This is a genomic window from Bradyrhizobium sp. Pha-3, assembly GCF_042258615.1.
Classification (GTDB): Bacteria; Pseudomonadota; Alphaproteobacteria; order Rhizobiales; family Xanthobacteraceae; genus Bradyrhizobium.
Genome location: NZ_CP170152.1, coordinates 3,576,984 through 3,595,938, shown reverse-complemented (window position 1 = coordinate 3,595,938; position 18,955 = coordinate 3,576,984). Strand labels below are relative to the sequence as shown.

Annotated in this window: 14 protein-coding genes; 1 reads left to right on the top strand and 13 read right to left on the bottom strand. The window is 60.5% G+C overall.

All coding sequences use genetic code 11. From position 1 onward, the window contains the following. Positions 1 to 10 precede the first annotated feature (10 nt). Positions 11 to 487 (bottom strand): acyltransferase, encoded by a 477-nt coding sequence (locus ACE10Z_RS16795; protein ID WP_375788913.1) that lies wholly within the window; start codon positions 485 to 487, stop codon positions 11 to 13. Beyond that, entirely contained in the window at positions 484 to 1,545 is a 1,062-nt protein-coding gene (locus ACE10Z_RS16790; RefSeq protein ID WP_375788912.1) for a Gfo/Idh/MocA family protein, read from the bottom strand. The genes ACE10Z_RS16795 and ACE10Z_RS16790 overlap by 4 nt, the downstream gene beginning before the upstream one ends. Before the next feature lie 365 nt (positions 1,546 to 1,910). Between ACE10Z_RS16790 and ACE10Z_RS16785 the strand changes: the two genes are divergently transcribed. Then, a complete protein-coding gene (locus ACE10Z_RS16785) occupies positions 1,911 to 3,272 on the top strand; it encodes a hypothetical protein (protein WP_375788911.1) in 1,362 nt (453 codons plus the stop codon). Here the strand turns inward: ACE10Z_RS16785 and ACE10Z_RS16780 are convergent. The 11 genes from ACE10Z_RS16780 to ACE10Z_RS16730 form a co-directional block, all read right to left on the bottom strand. Beyond that, positions 3,269 to 4,573, bottom strand: coding sequence for a nucleotide sugar dehydrogenase (locus tag ACE10Z_RS16780; RefSeq protein WP_375788910.1), 1,305 nt, complete (start codon positions 4,571 to 4,573; stop codon positions 3,269 to 3,271). The two genes, ACE10Z_RS16785 and ACE10Z_RS16780, sit on opposite strands and share 4 nt — an antisense overlap. Before the next feature lie 210 nt (positions 4,574 to 4,783). Further along, complete coding sequence (wecB, locus tag ACE10Z_RS16775; RefSeq protein ID WP_375788909.1) at positions 4,784 to 5,833, bottom strand: non-hydrolyzing UDP-N-acetylglucosamine 2-epimerase; 1,050 nt, start codon at positions 5,831 to 5,833, stop codon at positions 4,784 to 4,786. Between the two features lie 8 nt (positions 5,834 to 5,841). Next, the gene (locus ACE10Z_RS16770) at positions 5,842 to 6,753 is read right to left on the bottom strand and encodes an NAD-dependent epimerase/dehydratase family protein (protein WP_375788908.1); all 912 of its coding nucleotides are present in this window, start codon (positions 6,751 to 6,753) and stop codon (positions 5,842 to 5,844) included. Between the two features lie 7 nt (positions 6,754 to 6,760). Beyond that, positions 6,761 to 7,885, bottom strand: coding sequence for a class I SAM-dependent methyltransferase (locus ACE10Z_RS16765; protein WP_375788907.1), 1,125 nt, complete (start codon positions 7,883 to 7,885; stop codon positions 6,761 to 6,763). Between the two features lie 23 nt (positions 7,886 to 7,908). Continuing rightward, positions 7,909 to 9,771, bottom strand: a complete 1,863-nt coding sequence (gene asnB, locus ACE10Z_RS16760; RefSeq protein ID WP_375788906.1) for an asparagine synthase (glutamine-hydrolyzing) — start codon at positions 9,769 to 9,771, stop codon at positions 7,909 to 7,911. A gap of 6 nt (positions 9,772 to 9,777) precedes the next feature. Next, positions 9,778 to 10,956 (bottom strand): glycosyltransferase, encoded by a 1,179-nt coding sequence (locus tag ACE10Z_RS16755; RefSeq protein WP_375788905.1) that lies wholly within the window; start codon positions 10,954 to 10,956, stop codon positions 9,778 to 9,780. A gap of 12 nt (positions 10,957 to 10,968) precedes the next feature. Next, positions 10,969 to 12,516, bottom strand: a complete 1,548-nt coding sequence (locus tag ACE10Z_RS16750) for a glycosyltransferase family 4 protein (protein WP_375788904.1) — start codon at positions 12,514 to 12,516, stop codon at positions 10,969 to 10,971. A gap of 25 nt (positions 12,517 to 12,541) precedes the next feature. Continuing rightward, positions 12,542 to 13,936, bottom strand: coding sequence for a glycosyltransferase (locus tag ACE10Z_RS16745; RefSeq protein WP_375788903.1), 1,395 nt, complete (start codon positions 13,934 to 13,936; stop codon positions 12,542 to 12,544). 56 nt (positions 13,937 to 13,992) lie between these two features. Beyond that, a complete protein-coding gene (locus ACE10Z_RS16740) occupies positions 13,993 to 15,408 on the bottom strand; it encodes a glycosyltransferase family 4 protein (protein ID WP_375788902.1) in 1,416 nt (471 codons plus the stop codon). Between the two features lie 50 nt (positions 15,409 to 15,458). Then, the gene (locus tag ACE10Z_RS16735; RefSeq protein WP_375788901.1) at positions 15,459 to 17,405 is read right to left on the bottom strand and encodes a glycosyltransferase; all 1,947 of its coding nucleotides are present in this window, start codon (positions 17,403 to 17,405) and stop codon (positions 15,459 to 15,461) included. Between the two features lie 78 nt (positions 17,406 to 17,483). Then, complete coding sequence (locus ACE10Z_RS16730) at positions 17,484 to 18,944, bottom strand: glycosyltransferase (protein WP_375788900.1); 1,461 nt, start codon at positions 18,942 to 18,944, stop codon at positions 17,484 to 17,486. Between the last annotated feature and the right edge of the window lie 11 nt (positions 18,945 to 18,955).

Sequence of the window (18,955 nt, the reverse complement as noted above, 5' to 3'; positions counted from 1 at the left end):
CGATATTCCCCTATTGCCCTATTGGCCTCGCCAGCAGCCGGCGCGCCGGATTGCCGGCATAGGTGCCTGATATCGTGATGTCCTTGGTCACGACAGACCCTGCGCCGATGACAACGTCATCAGTGATCCTGACCGGCATGATCGTGGCGTTGGAGCCGATCGACACCCGGTTGCCGATGACAGTCTCGCGCCACAGCTCCTTGCGGCCGCGCGCCGGGCCGCCGGTGGAGAACGTGTCGTTGACGAACATCACGCCGTGTCCGACGAAACAATCCTCGCCGATGGTGACCAGCTCGCAGACGAAGGCATGCGATTGCACGCGGGTGCGCGCTCCGACCACCACGCCCTTCTGGATTTCGGTGAAAGGCCCGATGAAGCAGTCGTCACCGAGCGTGCAGCCATAGAGATTGCAGGGCTCGACGATCTTGACGCGTTCGCCGAACGCGACATCGCGCACGCCGGCCTGATGCACTTCCGGCCGATTCACGAAACGACACCCAGTCGGCTCAGCCGCGGCGTGAAGCGCAGCGCAACTTCCTCTCCGGTCTCGATCGACTCATAGAGGGCCGAGATCAGCTCCAGGCTCTTGCGGCCCTCGAGCCCGTCGACCAGCGCCGCGCGCTGGTTCTCCAGGCAATCGACCACGTGATGATAGTAGGCCTGATGGCCGAAGCCGTAGACATTGGGCGGATTGACCGAGAACTTCTCCACGACGTCCTTGTCCGACGGCAGCTCGTTGACGAAGCGCCAGTGCCGGATCTGGTTGACCGCGAAACCGGAAATCTCGACCGTGCCCTTTTCGCCCAGGATCGACAGCGAGCCTTCGAGATCGGTCGGGCGCGCCGCCGTGGTGGCCTCGATGATCCCGAGCGCGCCGTTGCGGAACTTCAGCGTCGCGACGGCGGTGTCCTCGGTTTCGATCTTGGCCAGCGCCGTCGTCGCGCGCGCGTGCACGCTCACGACGTCGCCGAAGAACCACTCCAGCATATCGACATGGTGGCTCGCCTGGTTGGTCAGCACGCCGCCGTCATAGGCCCAGGTGCCGCGCCACTCATCCTGATCGTAATAGGCCTGGTCGCGGCACCAGCGCACCCGGACCGTCCCCAGGATGAGCTTGCCGAAGCGGCCAGCATCGAGCGCCTCGCGTGCCTTGACCACCGGCACGTTGAAGCGGTTCTGCTTGACGATGAACATCTTGATGCCGGCCTCGTCGCAGGCCCGGATCATGTCGTCGGCATCCTGCAACCGCAGCGCCATCGGCTTCTCGACCACGACATGCTTGCCCGCCCTGGCGCAGGCGATCACATGCGCGGGATGCAGCCCGCTCGGCGTCAGCACAGCAACGGCGTCGATATCCTTGCGCGCCAGGAACTCGTCCATGTCGTAATGGGCGGGAACGCCGAACTTCCCGGCAATCGCATCGGCACGCGCACGAAGCGGATCGCAGACTGCAACTAGGCCCGCTCCCGCGATGTGATTGCCACCCAGGAGATCGGAATGACGCTTGGCAATACGCCCGCACCCGAGCAGGCCAAATCTGATCATGCAACAGGCCCTGTCTTGTCTCGTGACCAGCCATTGCAGCCAGCCGAAGAGCCGAGGGAACAAGCGGCCTTGCGAGCCGCAGCATAGCGTCCATTACCCAGAAAACTCGGGATAAGGCAAGGCCTTGCCCCGATCGAACGGCACCGCCCGCGGCGGATTTGTTGCTCACGGCAACGCCGCCCCTGCATCACCGGGCAGGAAAAGCGACATGAAGCACCAGCCCATCCTTGTCGTCCTACCGGCGCCGTGCCATGTCGTTGGGCCTAGGAGGCACCATCGTGTGGCGATTATTCGGGCCCAGCCTACCCGAATACGATCACCAACGAGACAATCCAAACGCAGGGCCCGTACGGCGGCAAATGAGAATGAACCATCGCGTCATGCAGCTGGAGCCGGATTTGGGCTGGGGCCAAGCCAAACTTGCCCTGTTGGCCTATGCCCATGTCGCGATTTGCTGCATTTCGCTGTACTGCATCACGATCACGGATTCGTTTGCGGGCGTCATCGGCTTCGACAAAACGCACCTGACATCTGCGATCCTGAACGTTCTGGTGTTCAGTCCAGTCGTCATCCTGTTCGCGATCAGCCGCTTCAGCTTCGGCTATCTCGTCGGCTTCTACTTCTACATCATGGTGCTGGGATATCTCTGGCTGATCGAATTCTCGCTGCTCGACTACGATCACCGCCTGGCGCTCATCTCGATCGTGCTGTCGGCGTTCGCCTTCCTTGTCCCCACGCTGTTTATCACCTCGCCAATGCGGCAGGTCTTCGTCATGCCGGCCCGCGCCTTCTACATGATGCCTTCCGTCATCCTGATCGCCTCAGCCGCGATCATCGGCATCGGCGCCCTCTACAACCTCAAGCTGGTCGATCTCAACGAGATGTACAAATATCGCGCGGAGTTGGCGTTGCCAGGCGTCCTGCGATATGCGGTCTGGATCGTCTCAAACGCCCTGTTGCCGCTCGCCTTCGCCTGCTTCGTCACCAGCAAGCGGTTCTGGCAAGCAGGGATCGCGCTCGTTCTGATGCTTCTGTTCTATCCAATCATGCTGACCAAGATGGCGCTGTTTGCGCCGGTCTGGCTGCTGTTTCTGGCGCTCGTCTGCAAGCTGGCCGAGGCCAGGGTCGCAACGATCCTGTCGTTCTTCCTGCCCGTCCTGATTGGCATGATCCTGTTCGTGCTGGTCAAAACCGATCTGTTCCCACTCAATCCGGGACTGGTTTACTTCGGCACAGTCAACACTAGGATGGTTGCGATTCCGTCGCTCGCCCTCGAGATCTACAACAACTATTTCTCAGCACATCCGCTGACCCATTTCTGCCAGATCAACGCGGTGAAGCTTGTGGTCGCGTGCGCCTACAAAGAGCCGATATGGGCCGTCATGGCCAGGTCCTACGATCTCGGTGCTTTCAACGCTTCGCTGTTTGCCACCGAAGGCATCGCTTCGGTCGGCCTCGTGCTCGCCCCGGTGTCCGCACTGGGCTGCGGCCTGATCATTGCTCTCGGCAATCGCCTCTCGTCCGGATTGCCGCCGCAATTCGTGCTGCTGTCTGCCGGACTGCTCCCGCAAGTTCTCCTCAACGTACCGCTTTCGACAGCCCTGCTCACGAACGGCACCGGGCTGCTCTTCCTGCTCTGGTACATCGTACCGCGGTCGGCCTTCGACCAGACGGCAGCGCCGGCAGTCGCAGTGAGCGACCACCGACCAAATGCTGAGGCTGCCTAGGCGCGAATGATATTGCCCGCCGGCTGAGGAAATTTTCCGCGACAATCGACCAGCAGCGGCGAATGCGCGCCGAGCAGTTGATAGTCGAACTTGTCGTGGTCGGTCGCAAGCAGGACGCAATCGAATCGCCGCAGATTGTCCTCGGTGAGCGCGACACTGGACAGATCGAACGAATGCGCTCGCATCTTCGGGAACGAGGGAACGTGCGGATCGCTGTAGGACACCTTGGCGCCGAGATCACGAAGCCGCTCCATCAGCGCCACCGACGGCGATTCGCGGACGTCGTCGACATTCTTCTTGTAGGCGATGCCGAGCACCAGGATCGAGCTGCCGCTGATCGACTTATGCCTCTGATTGAGAGCCAGCGAGATCTTCGACACCACGTAGTCCGGCATCGAGGAATTGATCTCTCCGGCGAGCTCGATGAAGCGCGTGTGCATGCCATACTCCCGCGCCTTCCACGTCAGGTAGAACGGGTCGATCGGAATGCAGTGACCGCCGATGCCGGGACCGGGGTAGTACGGAACGAACCCGAACGGCTTGGTCGCCGCCGCACGGATCACCTCGTGAATGTCGATCCCCATCTTGTCGGCAACCATCTTCATCTCGTTGACGAGACCGATGTTCACCGAGCGATGGATATTCTCCAGGAGCTTGGTCAGCTCGGCGGCCTGCGTCGAGCTCACCGGAACGACCTTGTCGATCACCTGACGATAGAGCGCGATGCCGGCCTCGAGACACGCCGGCGTGCAGCCACCGCAGACTTTCGGGATCGAACGCGTCGTGAAGTTTTGATTGCCGGGGTCTTCGCGCTCCGGCGAGAAGACGAGAAATACGTCCTTGCCGACGGTGAAGCCGCACTTTTCGATGCGCGGCTTCAGCTCCTCCTCGGTCGTACCGGGATAGGTCGTGCTTTCGAGCGACAACACCATTCCCGGGTGGAGATACGGCAGCAGCGACTCCGTGGTGTTCAGCACGAAGCTGAGATCGGGTTCGCGATACTTGTTGAGCGGCGTCGGAACGCAAAGGATCAGCGCATCGACCTCGCGGGCGCGCGAGAAATCGGTCGTCGGCTCGAACCCAAGCTCCGTCGCATTCTTGATGCTGGCGCTCGAGATATGCTCGATATAGGAGCGGCCGGCACGCAGCGCATCGACCTTGGTCTGGTCGATATCAAAGCCGATCACCTTGTAGCCGACCTCGCAATAGCGAAGCATCAGAGGCAGGCCGACATAGCCCAAACCGACGATGCCGATCTTGGCCGTTCTCTCGTTGAGCTTCGCGATCAGTTCGGAATTCATTTCATCACTCGTACGGGGTTGTTACGGATAATCGGCCTGAAAACCATCTAACTGAGCCTCTGATAGCGCCATAGCGGCAAAGCCACAACCCTCGAAGCCGTGCCTGGAGGCCGCCCTCAACCGCCGCGGCACGAAACCAAAGGGACCGTCACTTGCCACAGCTGGCGGCAGCTTCAGACGGATCGCCCGGTCAAATTCCCGGCGGCAAGGCTATCGCGGGCCGCCTGAGCTCAGCAGGCGCGCGACATCGTAGGCGGCGCGACCGGTCCCATACTCGTCGATATCGCGCCGAACGGCCTGCGACGACTGCTTCCAGAGTCGGTTCCACCCATGCGTGATGGTCTCCGTCCACTCGGTCTCGTCACGCAACGTGATGCACGGCACGCGGTGGAAATAGGCTTCCTTCTGCACCCCGCCCGAGTCCGTATAGACTTCGAGGGCGTTGTGCAGAAGCTTCGCCATATCGAGGTAGCCCACCGGATCGATGACCATCAAGCCCTCCAGATCGACGCCCATCGCCAGCGCAGCCTGCCGGGTGCGCGGATGCAGCGGGAGAACAACCGGAAACTTGCGCGACTGATCCTGCAAGAACTGCACGACCGCGAGAAGCTGCTGCCGATCGCCGGTGTTCTCGGCACGATGGATCGTCGCGAGCGCATATGTCTTCGAGGCCAGCCCCAGATTGGTCAATATCGTCGAGCTCTTCTCTGCCTTGTCGGTCACGAACAGGGTCGCATCGTACATCACGTCCCCGACGTGATGTACGCCGGCCGTCACGCCTTCAGCAGCGAGATTGGTGACGGCGGTCGTCGTCGGACAGAGCTGCAGCGCGGACAGATGGTCCGTCACGACCCGGTTGATCTCCTCCGGCATGCGGCGGTTGAACGATCGGAGCCCCGCCTCGACGTGTGCGACCGGAATGTGCAGCTTCGACGCCGCGAGAGCACCGGCCAGCGTCGAATTGGTGTCGCCGTAGACGACGACCCAGTCGGGCTTTTCCTCGAGCAGGATCGGCTCGATCGCCATCAGCATGCGTCCCGTCATATCGCCATGGCCGCCGCCATTGATATCGAGATGATGTCGAGGCCTCGGAATGTCGAGCTCCTCGAAGAAGACGTCGGACATGTTCGGATCGAAATGCTGGCCGGTATGCACCATCACTTCCGAGAGCCCGTCGGTCTCCCGGATCGCGCGACTGACGGCCGCGGCTTTGATGAACTGCGGCCGGGCACCAACTATGGTCAGGATCTTCAGCGTCATGGACTTCACTAACGGTGTTGGGATTCAGCCAGACGATGATCCGGTGCGTCGACAGGGCTCGCCGAGATCGTCTTTTGAATTCCTTCCTTGAACTGCACAAATCGCCGCAAGTCCAAACGAGATGCAAGGCGGCTCAGATCAGGAACAATATCGACGGCAGGGGTGTTCGGGTTCACGATCTCGAACTTCGGCTCGACGCCGAGCTGCTGACCTATCGTGTTCGAGATCTGCCGGATCGAGAGCGTCTCGGAGGCGGCCACGTTGAGCGTATCCGTCCAGGACGACGCAATGCTCGCAAGGATGACCTCGACGATGTCGTCGATATAGGTGGGAGCGAGGCGAATCCCCTCCGTGCCGCCGGAGAGCTGGATTGCGCCGCCGTCCTGGATCCTGCGTATCAGCTGCGGAATGAGCCGGTCGCGCTGGCTAGGGCCGTACGGAAAGAACAACCGCAGAATGCTCAAGGAAAAAATGCTGGAGAACGGCTTCGCAACGACTTCAGAAGCAAACTTGCTCGCGCCGAGGAAGCCGGGGGGTGCCAGGCCAGCATCCTCTCTCAGCGCTGCCGCGAACGGCTCATAGACCGCGCCCGACGACAGCAGGCAAAAGTGCTTGACCGCCGCTCGAGCCGCCCAATCCAGCAGCCGCATCGTCATGGCGACGTTGACGTCGAACATCTCGCGCGAATCCGCGGGGAAATCGCGGTAGCGCCGCGACTGAGCGGCATGAACAACGACATCGATCGTCTTGGGGAAGCTGGACGCTTCGATCGAAGCCGCGCCATCCCAAGCCACCTTCGTTCCGAAGGCGACCGACGTGCCCGGCCGGCAGACGCAGAAGAGCTCATGCCCCTCGGCCACCAACCGAGGGCCGAGAGCAGAGCCGACGAAACCGCTAGAGCCCGTCAATAATATCCGCATGCCCGTGTCAGACCGTTGGCTTCGTCAGCAAGACTGAAATCCCGTTCGGATTGGAGTCATTGAAGGCATAGTCCTTGACTCCGAGCTCCTTCATCCAGCCCGCAACCTCGTCATCGCTGTGCTGCCAGGCGTTGTGCGGATGATACCAGTCGAAGTTGACCATGTTGTTCGTTTCATAGTCAAACGCCTCGTTCCAGAAGCATTTCAGGAAATTATAGTACAGCAATCGCTGGACGTTGTGCGTTCCTGCGGGAATCCCGAGCACCGGAATCGGCTTCTCAAGCGTGATCGTGGCGTTCAGCCGCGATAGCTCTCGGCCCAGTTCCGTGATCCCTTCGCACGCCGCGTAGCATTCCTCCGCGGAGAGCGGCATGAAATTCTGGCGGACATGGTCGTCGGCGAAGACGCGCACGGCGCCCATCTTCCGATAGACGTAGAAGAAGAACTGGCCGCCGGGCCTGACCTTTCGGTACAGGGCCTCCACCGCCGCCCTGGTATTGGGCGTGTGATGCAGCACCCCGTCCGCGATGATGAAGTCGAACGTGTCATCGGGGAACGGAGCTTCCATCAGGTCGGCCTGGACGACCGAGCAGTTCTCGAGATCGCGGGTGTTCTCGAACGTCGTCAACGCTGCGTCAGACACGTCGAGCGCGAACACCTCGCCCGGGCAGTTCTCAGCGATGAATCTTGTGTTGAAGCCCGACCCTGGACCGACCTCGAGCACGCGCTGCTTGGACCGGTAGAAGGCCTTCAAGGCGTCCAGATCAGGCAGCCCAAGCTTCTTGCAGTACCAGCCGAACAGGAATTCCTTGTGCTCGGGTTGCAGCCCATACTGCTTGAAGCGGCGCCATTTGTCCGAGAAGGTCTGATTTGTCTTGGCCTGCTCATGGGCTTCCGGCCGGCTCTGCGCGGTCGCCGGCTTCGGCAAGCCGTAGCGTGAGCAGAAATCGGTCAGGTCGGGCTGCATCGGGCCGGTCAGGAAGCAGGGAACCCCGTGCAAAATCGGATACCACAGCGATGCATCGGGCGTCCGAAGCACGCCTTCGATGACCTGGCCATCCTGTTGCGTGAAAGCCTCGAGCTGAAGCTCCCTTCCGTTCGGACGGAGACGTGAAGACGCAACGGTTCGCATAAATCTAGCTCCTACAACTGCAACTAATGGAGGGCACCGCCATAGGCACCATGCTGCTTGCACCAGGACTCGAAGCTGAGCAAGCACCAGATCAGCGCGACATGGTTTGCCTTTTGCTCGAAATGCTCGTCCAGAATCCGGCGCACGAACTCGTGTTGGAATACGCCTCGCTGCCTAATGCGGGATTCCGGGAGTTGCTCCTCGATCCATGAGCGCAGAATCCCTCTGTACCAAGACGCGTCCGGAGGACCAAATCCCATCTTTGGTTTCCGGTAAATCGCGTCGGGGACCAGCGGCCGGACGGCTTCGCGAAACAGGATCTTGCCGGTGGTGCCGTCGGACAGCAGGCCCCAATCCACGCCGAGCAGATAGTCGACCAGCTCGTTATCCAGAAGCGGCACCCTGGTCTCCAGCGAATGCGCCATGGACAGCTTGTCTTCCAGCGACAAAAGACCTGGAAGATAGGTGGTCATGTCGACGTGCATGACGGCGTCCCAGGGATCCCGCGACGGAACCGACCCGATCGCATCTCCGATCGCAGCGACCGGATCGAAACCGGCTGCAGCTCGTAGAAATTCCGGCGTAAAGGCATCGCCGATCTTGTCGGCCGATACCGGCACGTTAAGGCTTGCGCGGTAGAGGGCAAACGGATCCCGCGAGGCCGCCGGATCTCCCGCCGCGGCGCGAAAACGCTGCATGACACGCTGCATCAGTGAAGCCGGAGCCGCCCTCGGCACGATGGCGTATCTGCCGACATATCCTCCGGTGACTTCGTCACCGCCCGTCCCCGACAGCACGACCTTGGCGTCCTGAGCGACGCGTTGCGCGATCAGATAGTTCACATAGGCCATTCCCATGCGAGGATATTCGATCGCGCCAACCGTCGCATCGAGATGACGGACCAAAGCATCCTGCGGCACCATGAGCTCGACACGTTCGATGTCGAGCTGCTTGGCGACCTCCCGGGAGAATTCGCGCTCGTCAACGAACTTGTCGACACCGACATTCTCAAGATCGAAGATGCACGAATACGCGCGGACGACCGGATCGATCTGGTGCGCGCCTGCGGTGATCGCCGAACTGTCGATACCGCCCGACAGATAGGCCATGACAGGCACATCCGCAGCCAACTGCCTGCGCAGCGCCGCCTGCAATATTTCGCCGAATTCGCCCGAAGCCCGCGCCAGACCAGGCGCGTATTTGCGATGGTAAGAGGGAGCCCAATAGGTGCCGCTCGAACTCCCACTCGCCGTAATTCGTTCGAACGTACCAGGTTTGAGGAGACGGACGCCCCGGAATGGCGTGCGCCCTCCCCAATTGTTCATCAGCGTGAAGTACTCCAACGTCGCCGACGCATCGAACTGCTTGTTCACCAATCCGCTGGCGTACAGCGCACGCACTTCCGAGCCGAACACGAGACCCTTGCCGGGCAACTCCGCGACATAGACCGGTTTGATCCCGTATCGGTCGCGGGCGATCACCAGCTCACGTTGGTTTTCGTCCCAGATGGCGCAGGCGAACATGCCGTTCAGCTTGTTGAACAGCCCGTCCTTCCACTGCTCCCAGCCGTGAACCAGAACCTCGGTATCCGAATGGTCGGTCGCAAAAACATGCCCGGCGGCCTCGAGCTCTTTTCTCAGCTCGCGGTGATTGTAGATCTCGCCGTTGAAGACCACCCATACGGTTGCATCCTCGTTGCACATTGGCTGGTTGCCGGTGGCCAGGTCGACGATTGCAAGCCGGCGGAAGCCCAATGCGACGTCTGCCGACAAATGGAAGCCGCTGTCATCAGGGCCGCGGTGCTCGATACTGGCCGCCATGCTCCGGATCCGCGCGTTCGCGTCCGGACAGGCGCCAAAATGCAGAATGCCAGCAATGCCACACATCTGAATCTACTCGACCTCGGCGCCCGCCGGCGCCAGCACAAACGTACTGTCAGGGCTGCGATAGGCTGCGATCATCGCCCCGGCAATATGATCAGGATCATGCCATCGCTCGACATAGCGACGAGCCCGCTTCCCCAGCTCTGTCCACTCGGCGCGACGCTCGAGAATGGCCGCAAGATCTTCCGTGAGCCGCCCGGGATCGACGTTCAGGATCGCAAGATCATCCCGCATGGCCGGCGGAACGAACTGCAGGTCGCTTTCCCTGACGTAGCATACCACCGGCTTTCCCATCGCCATCATCTCGACGGCAAAGCCGCCGTACCAACCCGCAAGCACCTGGTCAATGGCAAGATCAGCGGACCTGTAAATGGCCATCGCCTCTTCGTGGGTTTTCTTTTCAACCAGGATCAGCTCGAAATCGAACCGGGACTTCAGACGCTCCAACGCATCGAGTATCATCTGGGTGCCCTTGATACTTGGATCGCTCGGCGCGTGGACAATTCTCGGTTTGCCTTCGGCGCGGGGATACTCGGGCGAGAAATGACCGATCTCCACATTGGCGTAAGGCAGGAACTGCCCGCCCGGAACGACGTGCCCCAGTTCCGGATTGAGATAGAACACGCGGTCAAACAGCGGAAGAATGCGATCGATCAAGCGAGACCGGCGCGCATCCAGCGACGTGACGCAAGCTTCATAGGCCGAGCAACGCCCGCTGGCGCACATGGTCCACGCGTTGCGCCGATTGCCCTCGCCCGCAAGCCTTGCGTCGCATCCCTGCAAGGTCATGAACCGCTTTTTGCCCAACCCCTTGGCCAGCTGGAGATCGATCGTCACGAGCCGATTCAGCAGCCGCCCCATTCGGCCTACGCCCTCGAACGCATAGCCTGGATACAGGAACGTTGTTCCAAAATAGTAGTGGAGCACGTCGTAGCGCAGCAGCGCGGACAACCCGAACCACGCACTGCGGGCCACTTTCTGAAAGTCAGTCGCCGTGTCGTCATACAGAACCTTGTCGGCCGGGTATCGAAACCAGGTCCCGCTTCGAATGACCAGGTCGCTCGTGTTTCCGCGCCGGCGCTCGGCACGCGAGAGTGACCAGGGCTGATTACCGATATTGAAGGGGCCGTGAAGGATTTTCATCTTGCTGAGCGAATGTGACGATCTCTGCGCGTTGCTGTCATGCATCACGATGGCGGTTCAGGCCCGAACGGATTCGATCTGCCGTCGATACGCTGCCAACTGCAGCTCGACGATTCTCGCCGCGGAATGATACTTTTGGATCCAGGCTGCTCCGGCAGCGCCGAGTCCATGTCGGTCGTCCCGATCCGCGACAATCTTGCGAAGCGCCTCGGCGATCTCACTCTCCGTCGATGCCGACACGGTGGGAGGGGCTTCGGAAAAGAACTCCTTGGCCGTCCCCGAATCCACGTTCGTGATCACGCGCCTGCCAAGCGCCAGTGCCTCAAAGGTAATTCCACCGAAGGATGGAAGAACGAATTGATCCAGCACAGCGTGGCTGCGGAGATACGTCCTCCACAACTCCGGCTTGCGCATCGGCGCAAGCCACTTCACCTTATCGTCGAGACCCAGGCTCCGTATCAGCTCTCGCGAGGCGTCAAGGTCGCGTCCCCAGGCGATCATCGCAAGTCGCAGCGCAGGCGCTTGCTGCGCAACGCGCGCGAAGGCACGGATCAGCCGGTCATTCCCCTTCACCAGGCTGGGGTCCGAGTCCCGCCAGTCCTGTCGGGTCGGATGGAAAACAATGACCTGGTCGTCCGGCGGCCCGATCGCGCTGTTCCTGGCTCCGAATTCAACGAGCTTCGTATCGTCGAACGCATGCGGAAGCGGCGTGATCCGATCCGGCGGCACGCCAAGCCGTCGTGCGGCGGGCACGCAATCGATGTTGGTGACGAACACGTGGTCGGCTCCGAGGAACACCGTGGCGGTAAGCCGCCCGAGACCGTCGTCCTGAAACGGGATCGCTCGCAACGTTCCATGCTCATACCCGAAATAGGGGCGCCGAGCGAGCAGCGGCCAGGCGCCATCGGTTGCGTAGGCCTGGATCACGTCAAACCGATCCAGCAGACTCAAGAGCGGCGCGAGCCGCGCCCGGTAGCTGCCAAAGTCCGCGGCGCTTGGCGGAGAACCAGGCGCACGCCCGTGCCGCCAGACATCAACAAGCCGCTTCTGCTCCGGGTCGTCCCTTGCCAGAACGCGCCGCATGAAGATGTCGCGCGCCATTGCGGGGGATCGACGAATCCTCCGTCGTATTTTCTGGCCAAGACGGATCAAGCGGGCAGACGCTCTCTGCGAACATACCGACTGCCGGGCTCGATCTAGCGACCGTCGGAATTCCTCGGCGAGGTCCGGCTGCCCGGCAACCTCAGCGGCAATCATTGAGCAACACAAGTTCAGTGGTCCAGAGGCAAACCATCTCGGTCGCTGGTAACCTGCGAGATCGACCCTGGTCCAGTCCGGAAAGAATGGATCTCCAAGGTCTCCCTCAAACGTCGCCTCCTCCCATTCGGGAGAAGCCATGATGTGGTAGTTTTCGTAGGCGATGACATAGGCGTCGATGCCGTGCTGGCGCTGGATCCTGGCATTGTTGAACGCATTGTTCGCGATGTTGCCAAGGTGCAGTACGCGCAGCGCTCGCCCATGCTGTTCCTGGAAACGCCGATGCCAATCCAGCCCCTGTGGCTGCGGCGAGCGCGTGATTGCGCCCGATGTGTCGACCGATGTCACCGGAGACACCCTTGCAGTCCGATCATCAGGGAGCCGTCCCGGCAAGCGCGTTGAGACCTTCTGAAGCAGGCGGCCTCGCGATCTGGAATGGATGCTGCCAGTTCTTCACGAGGGGAATGGCGTTGCGCCGGGCTTCCTCCTGCTCCTGCTGGTACCGAATGCGATCGATGACAGCAGGCGGAAAGTTTGCCGTGTCCCGATAAAGCTGTCCAAGCCGCGCAGCGATCGCCGATATGCCGTGCCATCGCTCGACATAACGCCGGCCCTGCTCGCCAATCGTGCGAAGGCTATCCCGATTGCGGATGACCCACAGCAATGCCTGCTCGAGTTCGTCCGGCGTTGCGTTGATGATCGGGCATTCCTCCGGCGCTTCGACCAGATCCGCACTTCTCACGAAGCTCAGGACCGGCTTGCCAAGCGCCATCGCCTCGAGCGCGGTGTAGCCGTAAGCACCGCCGATGAACTGATCCGCCACGATGTCGGATCGGGCGAAAAGCGCGAGGACCTCACTGTTGGGAACGCCTTGTATCTTGCAGTAATCGATGTCGTGTCCCTGCACCTTCAGCCTGTCGATCGTCCGCTCCAGGTATTTCGAGCCCTTGAAGTGCGTGTGATTAGGCGCGTGAGCGATGCGAAGCGGACCGGATGGCGGCGTATCCGGGAGAACTGCATTGAACCGATCCAGATCCAACGGCCAGTAATTGATATGTCTTGCCCCAGGCATGTAGGCCAGCATGTCGCCGAGCGAGACCAGGGCCGTTACACTCTTGGTCAATTCGGAAACGTAGTGTTGAGCGTCTGCGTCGTGACACGTGCAATATTTGGGCGGTTCCGTGCAGTCGACGCAGAAATTCCATTTGCCGAGGGCCAGGGTCGCAAGCCTGGTCCGGACATCGGCACCATACGCATAGATATAGACCCGCTTGCCGGCCCGCCGCAGGGCGGCAAGCTCCTCGGAATTGATCTGCAAGCGCTCCGTCGAATCGAGCAACCCGCGGTCGGCGAAGAAATGAAACACGTCATACCGAACCAGGGCCCATGCGAGCACCACACGCTGGAGCGCCAGCCCCAGGCCAAATTTCAGCGCCAGAATGTAAGGCCGTTGGAGATTCAGATCGAAGCGCGACGTTACGACATAGGTTACGTAGACAAGAGAGGTCGATCGAAAGCCAAGCACGCGATCTGCCCTAGATTTAAGCTGCAGGGTCAGGATCGGCGTTACGCCCCACAAGCTCCTGGGCTGCCCGCGCCGCAACCGCACGGCTCCAAGTACCGGAGCGATGCAAATCGCGAGTTTTAGAATGACAATCGACAGTGCCGCAGCGACCAGGCTGAGAAGCCTTCTCGGCAGCGCCCGCAATTTGTGGCGGACTATTGTCCCCCGACCCGGCGATCTCGCAATCGACCAGGTTGTGAGCATCCACCTTCGAACGCTCCGCGGCAACACGAGCCGCGCGAGCGATCTCAGTCGATCTCTCATTGCGCGGATCCGCGTTGCGGCGGCTTTCTTGGAGAAAGGCTGTCGTAGAGCGAGACGACCTTCTGCCACTCCGACTTTGCATCCAGCCTTGCGAGGGTCTTTCGCGTGCTGGCGGTGAATGCCGCCCGGAGTTGCTTATCCTGGACCAGGCGGTTGATCGAATCCGCGATGGAACGCGGATCGTAGGGATCGAACGTCAACCCGACCTCATTTTCGACGACAAGACGCTTCGCCTCGGGGTATTGCGCAACGAGGACGGGAAGATCGGCAGCCAGGTACTCAAAAATCTTGTTGGGGAGCGCAAAGGTGAAGTTGCGGCACAGGGCCGGCAACGTCCAGATCCCGGCATCCGCTCCTAGGGCGGCCGCAACAACGTCCTTCGACGGCACCGGCGGAGCAAGCACGACCCTGCCCTCCACGCCCGTGCGCTGCGCCAAGGCCAGATAGTCGGGGCCAAACAGATCCAGAGAAGGACCCCGAATGACGAAAATACAATCAGGCGCATGGGCAAGGGCTTCAATAATCGGCTCGATCAGGCGCGTCGGGCCAGTTCCTCCCTGCCACAGCAGAACGAACGTCGATTCCGGCAGCCCCAGCTGCTGCTTCAGCGGCGGATACTCGCGCGACGGCGTCACCGCGATATCGGGAATGTTGCGGACCACGACGGGACGGCTGCCGCCGAGCTCGGCCTCCATTGCATCCGCGATCGAGTCACATACGGTGATCGTGGCGGACGCCTCGTTAAGACAACGAACTTCCAACTTCTGAAGCGCCTGCTTCCACTCGGACGGATACGGCGCCCAGGCGGACTGCTTCGTGTTCCAATGAACATTCTCCGAGAACCACTCGTGGAAGTCGACCACTAGGTGCGCACCCCGGTACTTCGCGGCCGCCATCGCGGCATAGGCGGTGGAGAGATCATGCGCATGGAACGCAAATGGCTTCCGCTTCACCGCTTCCAGGTAGAGCTGTTCCGCAAGGTAACCCGGCTGCTCGCTCATGAACGTCGCTGCCGTCCAATCGGCGTGCTGAATATGAACACGCGGTCCCCAATCAAGATTGAAGGTTGCCCCTGCCCCCTTCGTAGGCTCGGGACAGATCACCGTCACGTCATATCCGGCGGCGCCGAGTGCACGAGCTTCTCTTTCAACTCTTGGGTCCACACGCAGATCGGAGACGACAAGCATCACCACTTCGCGACCAGAGGCAGATCTGCCGATCTGCCTATTTCGCGACGTAGCATCACCCGCAGCCGACATCTTCGGGATTCGAGCCTGCGCGAACTGTGCGCGACGGATCACAAGCTCTGAGACCAACGCATTCCACCGGCCAAAAAGGAAATAGAATACCGGCCGCAACGCGCGAAAAACGGGAGGATACTGCTTGATGAAAGATGAGATCTGCTTAAGCATCGTTCTATGACAACTCTAAGACGTCAGCGTCGGCGTCGCGGGAAACGCCATCACCACTGACCCATCAGCAAATTGCTATACGCGTTGCACTGGAGAGCAACAATTCTTTCCGCGGAATGGAAGGTCGACATCCATTGAGAAGCAGCCTGGCCCCGGCCCTGGGTATCAAGGGGATCCCGGATGACTTCTCGCATTCGAGCAGCACATTCAGCGACGTTACCGGCCGCGAGCAATGGCGGCTCCTGGCCGAAAAACATGGCTGTCTGTTGCTGGTCGATAGCTGAAATCAACCGGACGCCCAACGCCATTGTCTCGAACCCGACACCGCCGAGAGCAGGAACAACGAATTGGTCAACCACTGCATGCGATACGCAGTAGCGCTGCCACAGCTCCCGTTTGGACATGGTCGGGATCCATTCAACCAGCTCGGACAGGCCGAGTTCCTCGGTCAAATCCTTGCTGTCTGCGACCTCTTGACCCCATTCGACGAATACGAGCTTGAAGTTTCTCGTTTCGCGCGCGACTTCGGCCGCGGCGCGGATGATCACGTCGTTGCCCTTCAGCCAGGATGAATTTCCCCGCTTCCAGTGGTGACGCGAGGGACTAAAGAAAGTCACAGGCCCACTCGTCGGGAGACTTAATTCCGGGTGCGCATCGCGGAATGCGCGCAGCTTGTGATTGTCAAACGCGTGCGGGAGGTAGACCACCCTATCCTTCTTTAGTCCCAACCGCTCGACCGAGGGCAGCACATCCGAATTGGTTACAAAGACTGCCGGCGCGCGCTGAAACGAGATCCGGCAGATCAACCCGGTCAGATTGTTTTCAAACGGGATTTCGCGCAGCGTTCCATGCTCATAGCAGCAGAAATTCTTGACGCCGTTCATCATCGGTATCAGGCCATCGATCGCATATCCCTGGATGATGTCGTAGTACGGAAGCACATCTTCGAAGGGCTTCGGATGCTTCGTGACATATTCCTCGCGATAACTCAGTGACTGACCATCGAGCTCGGCGGGATCCCTCCTGATTTCATCCAGCAACGTCTCGATTTCCTTTGCTCGCGTGACGGGATCGGACATCGATCGCGCCACGCAGCCGGTTTCCGAGACCGGAATGAACTTGAGCATGACGCGCTCCAGGAGCGCGAGGAAGCTGTGGGTCAGCGAGCGGGCGAGCGAAGACGACCTCTCCCGAACGCCGCCGGTGCGTAGCCAGCGAACATCCTCCCGTAGCGCACCGAGTGCGGAGCGAGCCTCCGCATCAGCTTGCGGACCCCGTCGCGCAATCTTCAACCATGCAGCAGCCGAGATTCTGTCGAGCCAATTCGTCTTGAATTGACCTGTGCTGGATTCACGTCCGAGCACGCCGTTTGCGACGAACGTTCCAAGCCATATTCTGTACAAGCTAAGCGGTTGCCTGGTGCCATACCATGACCGCCCCGGCCCGCTGAGCCAGAGCAGGAATCTCAAATGCCGGGGAACATATTTGGCGAGGAAGCCCTTCGTGTCGCCGGAGCGAGCGTCCTGAAGAGCGGTCAACTCCAGTTCCAGCCATTTCAGATATGCCGTGCTTCTCCAACCCGCGTTCTTGGCGCGAAGGTATTCAATGCAAAGCGCGGATGGGCCCTGAACGAACCAACGGGGCCGCTTCCATCCCTTCAGGCTTGTCGCCCACCAATCGGGCCTGAAATGATCCGGCCCAAGCGCCGAGGAGCCCTCCTGCAGCGCGCCATCCTCCCACTCCGGGCACCCCATGATGTGGTAGTAGTTGTAGCATAACACGTCGGCCTGGATGCCTAGCTTCCGCTGAATGCGGGCGTTGTTATAGGCATTGTTGGCGATGTTGCCGATGTGAAGAACGCGAAGCGGCCGGCCCATTTTGCGCTGAAAGTCGTCGATCAAACGCAAGGCGCGGGCGTTTTCCGCCTCGATCGTCCGTGTTGCGTCGATTTGATTCAGGCGACTCTCGGGGCCGGCTTCGACGTAGGGAATTGACACTGGCTTACGCGCCCCGCGCACTGGTAACGCGCCCGCAACAGCAGTTCGAATGTTCGAGCGGGGATCGCTTTGACGGCATCACGAATTCAGCGACTTCGCGCGCTCGGCGAATCTTGCTTTCAGCGGCTTTGGCAGATCTGCGGTCTCCATATATAGATCCGCCAAATGTGTGCCGAGCGCCTCTACAGAGTAGTTCTTCCGGACATAATCAGGCCCGGCGGCTCCGGCTTTCGAAAGCCGTGTGCGATCCGAGATCAGCCGACGCAAGACTTCCTTGATCGTATCCGGATTTGCCTCAATGACCGGGCAGGCTTCGCGATCGGCCACCGCTACTCCGTCGTGTAGATAGCAGATGACAGGGCAGCCCGATGCCATCGCCTCAACGGCCGTCAAGCCGAAGGCTCCGCTTATGAGCTGGTCGACAAGAACGTCGATCGTCTGCATTGCCTCCAGGATTTCATTGTGCGGCTTTCCGCTCAGTAGCAAAAGCTCGACTGCATGACCTTCAGCCTGCAAGGACTGGATTGCGTCCTGGAGATATCTCGTTCCCTTGAAATAGCCGTGGTTCGGAAAGTGACCCACAACCAGCTTGCCATCGCCCTGAGACCAAGATTGACGGGGCGAGAATTTACTCACATCGACCGTCAGGTACGGCACATTTCGAGCGCCGGGGATCAGCTTCATGGCTAGCCCATGCGCAACCACGGCAGTGGAGTACTCCCTGATGACCCGCAGCATGGCAGCGCCGCCGGCATCGTCGCAGACACAATAGACACCCGGATCAGGACACTCGGAGCAGAAATTCCATTTCCCAAGAGCGAGGGTTTTCTCGCGCGTTCTGTGGTCGGCACCGTATGCGTAGGTATAGAGCCGCTTCCCGGCCTGGCGATAGATTTCCATCTCACGCACTGCGATTCCAAAGCGGGGGCTGCCATAGCCGCCGGCCGGTTCGATGATGCCGCGGTCATTGTAGAGATGAAAACAATCGAAATTGACAATGGCCCAAATCAGCATGAGCCATCGAAACAGGAACCAATCCTCGCCACGTTCAGCTACCAGCCGCGCTTGAACTTCCGAGCATACGACATCAAAGTTCGACGACGTGTGGTAGGTCGTAAACACCAGCGAGCAAGCGTTCACGCCCAGAGCGCGATCTGCCGCAACGCCCGCGCTCAGATTGACGATCGGCGTGACCCCCCAGAGAGAGTTCATCTCGCCTCGCAGCAATCGATCCTCAGCGATCGCGCGACAATCGCCCACCAGAGCATCCCAAAATTCGCGCGCGTCAGGGGACTGATCGGGATTCAGAAATGGTCGCAGCGCATCCAGCAGAGAGGTGAGGAGCTCGTAATCGCGCTCGGCAGCAACGCGATTCACGTTCTCGATAATCGCCCGATCTACTCGCCTTCGCTGCGGTGCAGGAGAAAGCGCAGAGACAGCTGCACCAAAATTGCGGTTCTCTCGCGCGAGCTGGGAGAGCTTGGGAAAACGCGAGCCCCCCAACATGTAACGAACCGACCGAAACAGCTTCGAAGACACCGACTGCGTTC